4 protein-coding genes are annotated in these 13398 nt (G+C 74.5%); 3 read left to right on the top strand and 1 reads right to left on the bottom strand.

The annotated features are described in order from the left end of the window. Nucleotides 1-741: 741 nt before the first annotated feature. Nucleotides 742-3567: a helix-turn-helix transcriptional regulator gene (locus tag V6U89_RS27755; protein ID WP_334575435.1), complete on the top strand. Its 2826-nt coding sequence runs from the start codon at nucleotides 742-744 to the stop codon at nucleotides 3565-3567. A 227-nt stretch (nucleotides 3568-3794) separates the two neighbouring features. Here the strand turns inward: V6U89_RS27755 and V6U89_RS27750 are convergent, their stop codons facing one another. Then, nucleotides 3795-4067, bottom strand: a complete 273-nt coding sequence (locus V6U89_RS27750; RefSeq protein ID WP_334575431.1) for an acyl carrier protein — start codon at nucleotides 4065-4067, stop codon at nucleotides 3795-3797. Nucleotides 4068-4171: 104 nt separating this feature from the next. Between V6U89_RS27750 and V6U89_RS27745 the strand changes: the two genes are divergently transcribed. Next, nucleotides 4172-5710 carry an AMP-binding protein gene (locus V6U89_RS27745; protein ID WP_334575427.1) on the top strand — a complete coding sequence of 513 codons (1539 nt, stop codon included), beginning with the start codon at nucleotides 4172-4174 and terminating at the stop codon, nucleotides 5708-5710. Between the two features lie 76 nt (nucleotides 5711-5786). Further along, nucleotides 5787-13398, top strand: a 7612-nt coding sequence (locus tag V6U89_RS27740; RefSeq protein WP_334575422.1) for an SDR family NAD(P)-dependent oxidoreductase, incomplete at its 3' end; no start/stop codon positions are given.

Raw genomic sequence — 13398 nt, 5'->3', positions numbered from 1 at the left:
CAATGCGCATCGGGCTCCAGCCGCGTCCCAGGACGCCACCGGATCGACATGACGCAACCAGGATCCGGCCGCCCAAGTCCCGGGCGCCATCGGCCTCGATCTGCGGAACAGTGGGCCGGGCAACGTGTCGGGAACCGGCCAGGTCGACGGGCGCCGGCGAGGGTGACGACGGGCCGGCGGTTCGTCCCGACGGCCCGTCTCGGATCGCTGATCGCCGGTGAGGACCGGCCGGACGGCCGGCGCGGGGAAGGCCTGTCATCCGGGCCGTCGAGGCGTCCCGCCCGGCCGGATCAGGTCACGGCCAGGTCACACAGCCGCCGCCGGGTGACGACGGGCCGGCGGCGGGTGTGAGCGCCTGGCGGAGGCAGCTCGGCAGGAGCGGACCGGACCTGGGCGAATGCCGGAATCCCGCCTTCGCCAACACCGAAAAGTGAACGATAAGTTGCCGGATCAAGTAACGGTTCGTGACATTTGAAGATCGCTCACATCGTTCCGGATTGATTAACGGCGGCGTGATCAGTCGCATTAAAAATGGGACACACCGGCGAACTGGACATTCTGCAATTCGCCCGGATCGGATCGCCGACAGAACCGCCTGACCAGGGCCTTGTGCCCGATCTGTGCTAAAGAGGGCGGACTAGCATCACCGTCGATCTGTGGATATGATACGCCGCAACGTGGCTACCAGTGCTGGAGCGTTTCGACTACTACGCTACTTAGGGGTATGCAAACGTGGCGACCATGGGATATGAGGGGGCCCTGTCGCTGTTGCAAGGGCTCCTTCGCCAATGCGACGGCTCAAGCGGTCGACTGGCGCTCGTCGAGGGGGGACTCGCCAGCGGTAAAACATATCTGCTCCATCAATTTTCGCGTTACGCGGTGGAGACGGGGGCGTTACTTCTCAGTGGTACGGCATCGCGGGCGGAGCAGTCGGTGCCGCTCGGAGTGGTCGATCAGTTGTTCCGCAGTGCCGACCTGGTGGACGCGCTGCCCGAACGGGCCGCCCGGCTCATCGGTTCGGCCGAATCGGCCGACCAGGACGGGGGATGGTCGGACCCGCTGGCGGAGCCGGATGCTCGATCGGGCTGGATGCGTGAGTTCTGCGGAGTGCTGCTGGGCCTGGCCCGGGAGCGCACCGTCGTGATCGTGATCGACGATCTGCAGTTCGCCGATTCCGCCTCGCTGCGGCTGTTGTTGTCTCTGCAGCGGCGGATGGATGCGGCTCGAATGCTGCTCGTCCTCGGCAAGTGGCACCGACGCCGCCCGACCCTGCCGCTTTTCTACACGGAACTGACCCGCCAGCCGCACGAGAGCATCAGGTTGTCGGCGTTGACCGTGCCGGACATCGCCGATCTGCTGACCGAGAAATGGGGAAAGCCGGCGTCCGGGTCCGTGGCCGAGGAATACCACGATCTGACAAACGGTAATCCGCTGTTGGTCCACGCGCTGCTCGACGACAATGCGTCGGATGCCGGGATCGAGGACGGGGCCACGCCCGTCGTCGGTGACGGATATGCCCACGCCGTGCTGGCCGGCCTGCACCGGTGGGACGCGCAGCTGCTGGACGTGGCCGCCGCGGCCGCGGTACTGAACGAGCGTTCGGATCCGGCGCTGATCGGCCGCCTTCTCGGAATGCGGAACGAAACCGCGGAGGAGATCGTCGGAATACTGACCGAGGCGGGCGTACTGCGGGACTGTCGCATGCGCCATCCGCTGGGCGCCACCACGGTCCTGGAGAGCATGACCCCGCCGGAACGGTCCGCCGTCCACGTCCGCGCCGCCGACCTGCTCCACCAGCAGGGCGCGCCGGCGGCCGAGGTCGGGCGGCACCTGCTCAACGCCGAGCAGGTGCCCGCCGACTGGGCGGTCGGGGTGCTGCGTACCGCGGCCGACCAGGCGCTGGCCGCGGACGACCCGGACCTGGCGGTGCGCTGCCTGGAGCTCGCGCTCTCCGGCTGCACCGACCGCAAGGAACGGATCGCCATCATGCACGCGCTCACCGGCGCGCTCTGGCGACGGAACCCGTCGGCCACGCTGGCGTACCTGCCCTGTCTGCAGGGCGCGGTGCAGGACGGTGAACTGCACGGACCGGACGCGGCGGCGGTGATCCGCTACAGCCTGTGGAACGGCGACGAGGACGCGGCGGCCCGGGCCGCCACGGCGCTCGGCGCGTCCGCCGACCCGATCGACGCGCAGACGGCGGCCGAGCTGGCCGTCAGCTTCCACTGGTTCCTCGGGCCGGCGCGGGGGCGCCTGTCCGAGTTCGGGGCCACCGGCACCACGCACCCGAGGGACCTCTGGGCGGACGCGGCGCAGCGACTCACCTCGCTCTGGGGCCGGGGCGGCGGGGAGGCCGCCACCACCAGTGCCGAGCAGATCCTGCGCAGCTGCCAGATCGGTGAGACCCCGCTGGAGGTGGTGGCCGCGGCGGTGCTCGCGGTACAGCGCGGCAACAAGCCGGAGCTGGCCCGCACCTGGTGCGATCGGCTGATGCGGCAGGCCGCGGAGCGCGGCGAGGTCACCTGGCAGGCGGTGCTCTCCTCGCTGGCCGGCAGCATCGCCTATCGGCGCGGCGACCTGGTGAACGCGATCCGGCACGCCGAGCAGGCGCTGGCCCTGCTGCCGGAGAAGGGCTGGGGGGTCCTGATCGGTCAGCCGCGCGCCACCCTGATCGTCGCGCGCACCGCCCGGGGCGAGCTCCGGGAGGCGGCGGAGGTGCTCCAGGCGCCGGTGCCCGACTCGATGTTCGGCACCGTCTTCAGCCTGCCGTACCTGCGGGCGCGGGGGCAGTTCCACCTGGCCACCGACCGGGTGCTGGCCGCCGGACGGGACTTCCAGCTGTGCGGCCGGCTGATGCGCGAATGGGACGTGGACGTGCCGGCGCTGATCCCGTGGCGCAGCGACCTGGCCGAGGTGAACCTGCGGCTCGGCCGCTCCGTCGAGGCCCGGGACCTGCTCACCCAGCAACTGGAGCGGGCGCGCGCGGCCGACGTTCGGGTGCGGGGCATCTCGCTGCGGGTGCTCGCCGCCGCCAGCGAGCCGGCGCAGCGTCCGACGCTGCTGCGGCAGAGCGTGGAATGCCTCCAGGCGGCCGACGACCGGCTGGAGCTGTCCAAGGCGCTGACCGCGTTCAGCGTCGTCCGGCAGCAGCTCGGCGAGTTCGACCGGGCCCGGGTGCTGGCCCGGCGGGCCGCGCAGGTGGCCCAGGCGGGTACGACCGGTCCGGCCGTCCCCGCCGCCGGGGACCGACCGGTCGAGCCGCCCGCGCTGGTGGGCCGCTGGCACGACCGGGAGAAGGAGGGCCGGCACGTGCTCAGCGAGGCCGAGCGCCGAGTGGCGAAGCTGGCCGCGTTGGGGCACACCAACCGGGAGATCAGCCAGACGTTGTACATCACCGTCAGCACCGTCGAGCAGCACCTGACCCGGGTCTACCGCAAGCTCGGCATCACCCGGCGCACCGACCTGCCCGCCGAGCACGAGCTGCGCAAGCGGCTCTCGGAGTCCCGTGGCGAGCAGACCACCGGGCTGCTCCACGCCGGGCAGGACTGGGAGGAACTGGCCGGCTGAGCGACCGCGCCCGCCTGGAGCACCCGGGACCGTGCTCCGGGCGGGCGCTGCGCTGCCCGGACCCACGACGGCGTCCCGACCGGGCGGTCGGGACGCCGTCGAATGTCCACCGGGTCAGCGGAAACCGTCGACCGCAAAGCCGGCCGGCGGCCGCGCACGTCAGGGGGCGCTAGGGGTTTCCGCGGGTACGGGCCTGCACCAGCATTGCCTCACACGGGCGTCACGGGTCAGTGGCCGACCCGGGCCGCGGTCACCTGGCCCGTGACGCCCAACGCGGTGAGGCTCGCCCAGATCGTGCCCGGGGTGGCGAAGTTCTCCAGGCTCAGCAGGTCGTCGACGAACCGCACCCGGTATGTCGACTCCAGGTCGGAGATCAGCTCCACCGTGGCCATCGAGTCCAGGCCGAAGTCGCGCAGCGGGGTGTCCTCGGTGAGGGTGTCGGTCGGCGACAGGAAGGCCAGGTAACCCCGCAGGATCCCCTCGAACTGTTCGTCCAGCATGGGTCACTCCGAATCTGTCGGAACCGGTGTCGGCGGTGACCTCGATACAAGTACCTGCCCGTGCGGCCGACAACCCCTGTCGCCCCTTACTGTTGGAGCACCGGATGGTAGACGTGGACGGTCCCGCCCTGTCGGCGCGTTTCCTTCGCGGCCTGTCGGCCAACCCCACCGGCACGGCCCTGCGGGTCGGATCCCGCGCCGTCAGCTACGAGGAACTGCACGAGCTGGCGCTGGCCCGGGCCGGGGCGCTGCGCGCCGCCGGGGACCAGCCGCCCGAGGCGGTCGCGGTGCTCACCGGCAAGAGCGTCGAGGCGTACGCGGGAATCCTGGCCGTGCTGTACGCGGGCGCCACGGTCGTACCGTTGCACGCCGGCTTCCCGGTGTCGCGGACCCGGCGGATGCTGGAGGTCTCCGGCGCGACCGCCGTGGTGGCCGACGAGGCCGGCCTGGCCACCCTCGGCGAGCTGGCCGGGGCCGGGCTGGAGCTGCCGGTGCTCGCGCCCGGCCTGGACGCCGACGCGGTGCCCGGGGCGGCGCGCATCCCGCTCGGCGAACGGCCCCTCGACGCGCCGCTGCCGGTCACCGCGTCGCAGCTGGCCTATGTGCTGTTCACCTCCGGCTCCACCGGCCGGCCCAAGGGCGTGCCGATCACCTACGGGATGACCGACCACTACTTCCGGCTGGTGGACCGGCACTACGACTTCGACACCACGGACGTCTTCTCGCAGACCTTCGACCTGAACTTCGACTGCGCGGCGTTCGACATGTTCTGCGCCTGGGGGGCCGGAGCGGCCGTGCAGCCGGTGCCCGCGCAGGCCTACCGGGACCTGCCCGGCTTCCTCGCCGAGCGCGCGGTGACCGTCTGGTTCTCCGCGCCGAGCGCGATCACCCTGATCCGCCGGCTGGGTGGCCTGCGCCCCGGCGGCATGCCCGGGCTGCGCTGGAGCCTGTTCGCGGGGGAGGCGCTGCGCGCGGCGGACGTGGCCGACTGGCACGCCGCCGCCCACCGGTCCACGGTGGCCAACATCTACGGCCCCACCGAGCTGACCCTCACCATCACCGGCCACCGCTGGTCGCCGGAGACCTCGCCCGGGCTCTGCGTCAACGGACTGGTGCCGATCGGGCACCTGCACGAGGGGCACGACGCCCTGTTGCGGACCCCCGACGGGGACCTGTCCGACCACGAGGGTGAGCTCTGCGTCACCGGCCCGCAGATGGCCCCCGGCTACCTCGACCCGGCCGACGACGAGGGACGGTTCCTCGACCACGACGGGCGCCGCTGGTACCGCACCGGCGACCGGGTGCGCCGGCTGGCCAACGGGGAGCTGATCTACCTCGGCCGGTGGGACGCCCAGGTGCAGGTCAACGGCTGGCGGATCGAGCTGGCCGAGATCGAGCACGCGCTCGCCGGCTGCCCCGGCGTCCGGGACGCGGTGGCGGTCACCCGGACCGTCGACGGGCTGGTGGAGATCGTCGTCTACTACACCGGCGAGCCGGTGCCCGCCGCCCAGCTCGCCAAGCAGCTCGCCGAGATCCTGCCGAAGGGGATGCTGCCCCGCCGGTACACCCACCTGGACGAGTTCCCGCTGAACTCCAACCGGAAGATCGACCGCGGCCGGCTGGCCCGGGCGGCGGCGAGCTGATCCGCCGGCCCCGATCGGCACCGGTAGGGGCTGGTAGGGGATTCGGAAAGCCGGCTCCCGACGTAATTCTGGGCGGGTGGCAGAAGAGGGTACGGAGAACCGGGGAACGCCCGCGTCGGTCGCCCGCCTGGCGGGCCTGCCGGGACCGGAGCAGACGCGCGTCCTTGTCGACCTGGTCCGCGCGCAGGCGTCGGCCGTGCTGCGGGAGATCGGCGCCGACGACGCGCCGGACACCGTCGACGCCGGCCGGCCGCTGCGCGAACAGGGCCTGGACTCGCTCGGACTGGTGCAGCTGCAACGGCAGCTCACCGCCGCCACCGGCGTGACCCTGCCACCCACCGTCGGCTTCGACCACCCGACCGCGATCGCCCTCGCCGACCACCTGCGCACCCTGCTGCTGGGCGAGCGTGCGGACCCCGCCGAGTCGGCCCCGGCCGGCCCGCCGGCCGAGGAGGAGCCGATCGCCGTGGTGGGCATCGGCTGCCGCTACCCGGGCGGGGTGGACTCCCCGGACCGGCTGTGGGCGCTGGTCGCCGACGAGGGCACCGTGGTCACCGGGTTCCCCACCGACCGGGGCTGGGACCTCGACGGGCTCTACCACCCCGACCCGGACCACCCCGGCACCACGTACGTGCGGCACGGCGGCTTCCTCGACGACGCCGCCGGCTTCGACGCCGAGTTCTTCGGCATCAGCCCACGCGAGGCCAGCGCCATGGAACCGCAGCAACGGCTGGTGCTGGAGACCGCCTGGGAGGCCCTGGAACGGGCCGGCATCGACCCGCAGTCGCTGCGCGGCAGCCGCTCCGGCGTCTTCATCGGCGCCGACCCGCAGGACTACGGCATGCGGCTGCACGAGGCCCCGGACGGCCTCGACGGCTACCTGATGACCGGCAACTCGCCCAGCGTCGTCTCCGGCCGGCTGGCGTACGTGCTGGGCACCGAGGGGCCCACGCTGACCGTCGACACCGCCTGCTCGGGCTCGCTGGTCGCGTTGCACCTGGCCGTCCGCTCGCTGCAACGCGGCGAGTGCACCCTGGCGCTGACCGGCGCGGCGTCGGTCATGGTCAACCCCGGCGCGTTCACCTCGTTCAGCCGCCAGCGCGGGCTTTCCCCGGACGGCGTCTGCCGCCCCTTCGCCGCCGCCGCCGACGGCACCGCCTGGGCCGAGGGCGTCGGGCTCTTCGTCCTCGAACGACTCTCCGACGCGCGCCGCCACGGCCACCCCGTGCTCGGCGTCATCCGGGGCACCGCGATCAACTCCGACGGCGCCAGCAACGGGCTGACCGCCCCGAACGGGCGGGCCCAGCAACGGGTCATCCGGCAGGCGCTGGCCGACGCCGGGCTCACCCCCGCCGAGGTGGACACGGTGGAGGCGCACGGCACCGCCACCACCCTCGGCGACCCGATCGAGGCGCAGGCGTTGATCGCCACGTACGGGCGGGCGCACCGGGCCGACGCCCCGCTCTGGCTCGGCTCGATCAAGTCCAATCTCGGCCACGCCCAGGCCGCTGCCGGGGCCGCCGGGCTGATCAAGGTGCTGATGGCGATGCGGCACGGCACGCTGCCCCGCACCCTCGGCGTGGACGCACCGACCCCGCACGTCGACTGGTCCGCCGGCACCGTGCGGCTGCTCACCGAGGCCCGGCCCTGGCCCGCCGACGGCACCCCGCGCCGCGCCGGCATCTCCTCCTTCGGGGTCAGCGGCACCAACGCGCACGTCATCGTCGAGGAGCCGCCGCCGACCGAGCCGGCCCCGGCGCCGCACCCCGGGCCGCCCGTCGCCGCCGCGCTGCGCCCGGTCGTCGTCTCGGCCCGGACCGCGCCGGCGCTGCCCGCCCAGGCCGCCCGGCTGCTCGACGCCACCGACCCCGCCGGCACGCCGCCGGACCTGGTCGACCTGGGCTGGTCGCTGGCCACCGGCCGCGCGGCCCTCACCCACCGCGCGGTGCTGCTGGCCCGCGACACCGACGAGGTACGCGCCGGACTGCGCGCCCTCGCCGCCGGTGACCCGGCCCCCGGACTGATCCGGGGCACCGCCACCGGCGGCCGGCTGGCCCTGCTCTTCACCGGCCAGGGCAGCCAGCGCCTCGGCACCGGCCGCCGGCTGCACGCCGCGTACCCGGTCTTCGCCGACGCGCTGGAGGAGGCGATCGGCCACCTCGACCTGCAACTGGACCACTCGCTGTGGGACGTGCTCTTCGCCGCCGAGGGCACCGACGAGGCGGCGCTGCTCGACCGGACCGGGTACGCCCAGCCGGCGCTCTTCGCCGTCGAGACCGCGCTCTACCGGCTCGTCGAGTCGTGGGGCCTGCGGCCGGACTTCGTCGCCGGGCACTCCATCGGCGAGCTGGCCGCCGCCCACGCGGCCGGGGTCTTCTCGCTGCCCGACGCCGCCATGCTGGTCGCCGCCCGCGGCCGGCTGATGCAGGAGCTGGAGTCGGCCGGCGCGATGGTCGCGGTGGCCGCCGCCGAGGACGAGGTCCGCGAGCTGCTGGTCGACGGGGTCGACCTCGCCGCCGTCAACGGCCCGGCCGCCGTGGTGATCTCCGGCGTCGAGGGCGAGACGCTGCGGATCGCCGCCGAACTCGCCGGCCGGGGCCGGCGCACCAAGCGGCTGCGGGTCAGCCACGCCTTCCACTCGCCGCTGATGGAGCCGATGCTCGACGAGTTTCGGCGGGTCGCCGAGCTGGTCACGTACGAGCAGCCGCGCGTCCCGGTGGTCTCCAACGTCACCGGCGCGCTCGCCGGCGCCGACCTGTGCACCCCCGACTACTGGATGCGGCACGTGCGGCAGCCGGTCCGGTTCGCCGACGGCATCGCCTTCCTCGACTCCGCCGGTGTCGACACGTACCTCGAACTCGGGCCCGACCCGGTGCTCACCGCGATGGCGCAGGAGTGCGTCGCGCCCGACGGCGACCGCGCGTTCGTCGCCGCCCTGCGCCGCGACCACGACGAGGAGCGGGAGGTGCTGGCCGCGGTCGCGGCGGCACACGTCCGGGGCGCCGACGTCGACTGGTCGGCCTGCTACGCCGGCAGCGGCGCGCGCCGCGTCGAGCTGCCCACCTACGCGTTCCAGCACCGGCACTACTGGCTGACCTCCCCGCCCGCCACCGGCGACGCGTCCGGGATCGGGCAGCTCGCCGCCGACCACCCGCTGCTCGGCGCGCTGCTGCACCTGGCCACCGAGGACGGCACGGTGCTCACCGGCCGGCTGTCCCGCCGCTCCCACCCGTGGCTCGCCGACCACGTCATCGGCGGGGTCAACCTGGTGCCCGGCACCGCGCTGGTCGAACTGGCCGCGTACGCCGGGGACCAGGTCGGCTGCGCGCTGGTCGAGGAGCTGACCCTGGAGGCGCCGCTGGTCCTGCCGGCCGACACCGGGGTCGCGCTCCAGGTCGTGGTCACCCCGCCGGACACCGACGGGCGGCGGACCGTGGAGTTCCACTCCCGCCGCGAGGACGCCCCGCCCGGCGGCGACTGGACCCGGCACGCCAGTGGGGTGCTCGCCCCGACCGGCGCCGCCCCGACCCGCGACGACGACCTGACCCGGTGGCCGCCGCGCGACGCCGAGGCCGTCGACGTCACCGGCTTCTACCCGAACCTGGCCGAGCAGGGCTACGGCTACGGGCCGACCTTCCACGGCCTGCGCGCGGTCTGGCGGCGCGACGGCGAGGTCTTCGCCGAGGTGGCACTGCCCGAGTCCAGCACCGACGGCGGCGCGTACGGGCTGCACCCGGCGCTGCTCGACGCCGCGCTGCACGCGCTGGACCTGGCGCTGCCGCAGCCCGCCACCGGGGTCACCCTGCCGTTCACCTGGTACGACCTCACCCTGCACGCCTCCGGTGCCACCGCCGTGCGGGTGCGGCTCACCGCGACCGGGCCGGACACCGTCCGGGTCGCGCTGGCCGACGGCTCCGGCGCGCCGGTCGCCACCGTCGGCGCGCTGCTGGTGCGCACCGTCGACGCCGAACAGCTCGGCGCCGGCACCGGCGGCGGGGATTTGCTCCGCGTCGAGTGGACCGAGCAACCGCTGCCCGCGTCGGCCGAGGCGTCCGTGGCCGTCGTCGGCCCGGACTCGTTCGGGCTGGCCGACGCGCTCGGCGTACCGGCGCTGACCGGTCCGGAGGCCGTCGAGGCCGCGCCGGACCTGCTGGTCGCGACGTTCGACGCCGGCGACGGCGAGACCCTGGCCGGCGTACGGGCCGCCGCGCACCGGGCGCTGCGGCTGGCCCAGGACGTGGTCGCCGACGACCGGCTCGCCGACACCCGGCTGGTCGTGGTGACCCGGCACGCCGTGGCGGCGCTGCCGGGGGACCCGATCGCGCTGACCACCGCGCCGCTGTGGGGCCTGCTGCGCGCGGCCCAGGCCGAGAACCCGGGTCGGCTGCTCCTGCTCGACCTCGACGCCGCCACCCCGGCCACCGCCCTGCCCGGCGCGGCCGCCGCCGGCGAACCGGAGCTGGCGCTGCGCCAGGGCCGGCTGCTCGCCCCCCGCCTGGTGCCCGTCCGCCGCCCGCGCGCCGCCGCCCCCGCCACCTGGGACGGCACCGTCCTGGTCACCGGCGGCACCGGTGGACTCGGCGCGGTGCTGGCCCGGCACCTGGTCAGCACCCACGGGGTGCGGCACCTGCTGCTGGCCAGCCGACGCGGACCGGACGCCCGGGGCGCCACCGCGCTGCGGGACGAGCTGACCGCCCTCGGCGCCCAGGTCACCCTCGCCGGCTGCGACGTCGGCGACCGCGACGCCCTCGCCGCACTGCTCGCCACGATCCCCGCCGACCAGCCGCTCACCGGCGTCGTGCACGCCGCCGGCATCGTCGACGACGGCACGTTCGCCGGCCTCACCCCGCAGCGGCTGGACGCGGTGCTGCGCCCCAAGGCCGACGCCGCCTGGCACCTGCACGAACTGACCCGCGACGCCGACCTGCGCGCCTTCGTGCTCTACTCCTCGGCCGCCGGCTTCCTCGACGGCTCCGGGCAGGCCAACTACGCGGCGGCCAACACCTTCCTGGACGCCCTCGCCGCGCACCGCCGAGCCGCCGGGCTGCCCGCCACCAGCCTCGGCTGGGGGCTCTGGCCGCGGGACATCGGCATGGGTGCCGGGGTGGACGACGTCGCCGCGCACCGGGTGAGCCGCCTCGGGCTGCGGGAACTCACCGTCGCGCAGAACCTCGCCCTCTTCGACGCCGCGCTCGGCGCGGACGAGCCGTTCCTGGCGCCGCTGCACTTCGACCTGGCGGACCTGCAGCAGCGGGCCGCCGAGCTGCCGCCGCTGCTGCGCCGGCTGGTCCGCGCGCCCCGGCGACCCGCCGCCCGGGCCGCCGCCGGTGCCGTCCCGGTCGAGCTCTCCCTGGCGCGCCAGATCGCCGAGCTGACCGAGGCGGAGCGTACGTCGGTCCTGCTGGACCTCGTCCGTACCCAGGTGGCCGCCGTGCTCGGGCACAGCGGCGCGGACGCCATCGCGCCCCGGCAGGCGTTCAACGAGATCGGCTTCGACTCGCTGGCCGCGGTGGAGTTGCGCAACCGGCTCAACGCGGCCACCGGGCTGCGGCTGACCGCCACCCTCGTCTTCGACTACCCGAACCCCCGTGCGCTGGCCGGGCACCTGGTCGAGAAGCTGCTCGACCTGCGCCCGGCGGCCGAGCCGGTCCGGGCCGCGGTGCGCGCCGTCCCGGACGAGCCGATCGCCATCATCGGCATGAGCTGCCGCTACCCCGGCGGGGTCAGCTCGCCGGAGGAGCTGTGGCGGCTGGTCGCGGAGGGGGTGGACGCCATCGGCGAGTTCCCCGCCGACCGGGGCTGGAACGTCGACGAGCTGTACGACCCGGAGCCGGGCCGGTCGGGGCGTACCTCGACGAAGGAGGGCGGCTTCCTCTACGACGCCGCCCTGTTCGACCCGGACTTCTTCGGGATCAGCCCCCGCGAGGCCAGCGCCATGGACCCGCAGCAGCGACTGATGCTGGAGGCGTCCTGGGAGGCGTTCGAGCGGGCCGGCATCGACCCGCACTCGGTGGCCGGCTCGCGTACCGGGGTGTTCGCCGGGGTGATGTACCACGACTGGGCGACCCGGCCCGGCGAGATGCCGGAGGAGGCGCTGGGCTACCTGGGCAACGGGGGCCACACCAGCGTGGTCTCCGGGCGGGTCGCGTACGTGCTCGGGCTGGAGGGGCCGGCGGTGACCGTGGACACCGCCTGCTCGTCGTCGCTGGTGGCCCTGCACTGGGCGATCCAGGCGCTGCGCACCGGGGAGTGCGAGCTGGCCCTGGCCGGCGGCGTGACCGTGATGTCCACTCCGGACACCTTCATCGACATGAACCGGCAGGGCGGTCTCTCCTCCGACGGTCGGTGCCGGTCGTTCGCCGCGTCGGCCGACGGCACCGGTTGGGGTGAGGGGGTCGGCGTCCTGCTGGTCGAGCGGCTCTCCGACGCCCGCCGCAACGGTCACCCGGTCCTCGCCGTGGTGCGCGGTTCGGCGGTGAACCAGGACGGCGCGTCCAACGGCATGACCGCGCCGAACGGCCCGTCGCAGCAGCGGGTGATCCGGGCCGCGCTCGCGTCGGCGGGGGTCAGCGCCGCCGAGGTCGACGCGGTGGAGGCGCACGGCACGGGTACGACCCTGGGCGACCCGATCGAGGCGCAGGCGCTGCTCGCCACGTACGGGCAGGAGCGCCCGGCGGAGCGCCCGCTCTGGCTCGGCTCGATCAAGTCCAACCTCGGGCACACCCAGGCCGCCGCCGGCGTCGCCGGGATCATCAAGATGGTCCACGCGATCCGCCACGGCGTGCTGCCGCCCACCCTGCACGTGGACGCGCCGTCGCCGCAGGTGGACTGGTCCGCCGGTGCGGTGGAGCTGTTGACCGGGGCGCGTCAGTGGCCGGTGAACGGGCATCCGCGCCGGGCGGGCGTGTCGTCGTTCGGCATCAGCGGCACCAACGCGCACGTCATCATCGAGCAGGCCCCGGACGACACCCCGGCGGTCGTGGCGTCGGCGCCGGCCGGGCCGGCCGGCGACGCCCCCGGCCCGGTCGGGTCCGCCGGCCGCCCAACGATGGTGCCGTGGCTCCTGTCCGCCCGGTCCGAGGCGGCGGTGCGGAGCCTGGCGGGCCGGCTGGCGGAACTCGCCTGGTCGATGGAGCCGGCGGAGGTGGCACCCGCGGCCCGGACCCTGGCGACCGGGCGGGCGCTCTTCGACCACCGGGCGGTGGTGCTCGGCGCGACCCCGGCGGAGCTGTCGCCGGCCCTCGCCGCGCTCGCCGACGGCGAGTCCGAGCCGGCGGTGGTGTCCGGGGTGGCCCGGTCCGGTCGGCTGGCGGTGTTGTTCACCGGTCAGGGCGCGCAGCGCCTCGGCATGGGTCGCTCGTTGCACGCGGCGTTCCCGGTGTTCGCGGGGGCCTTCGACGCGGTGGTGTCCGAGCTGGACGCGCACCTGGATCGGCCGTTGCGTGAGGTCGTCTGGGGTGACGACGAGGAGTTGATCCGGCGGACGGGTTATGCGCAGGCGGGGTTGTTCGCGGTCGAGGTGGCGTTGTTCCGGCTGGTGGAGTCGTGGGGTGTGCGGCCGGACTTCGTGGCGGGGCATTCGATCGGTGAGTTGGCTGCGGCGCATGTGGCCGGGGTGTTGTCGCTGGCGGATGCGTCGCGTCTGGTGGCGGCGCGTGGGCGGTTGATGCAGGCGTTGCCGGCTGGTG

Origin of the sequence: Micromonospora sp. CPCC 206171, from assembly GCF_036906755.1 — a bacterium.
GTDB lineage: Bacteria > Actinomycetota > Actinomycetes > Mycobacteriales > Micromonosporaceae > Micromonospora > Micromonospora purpureochromogenes.
The sequence above is the reverse complement of the archived record's forward strand: the minus strand, read 5'-3'. Positions and strand labels throughout refer to the sequence as shown.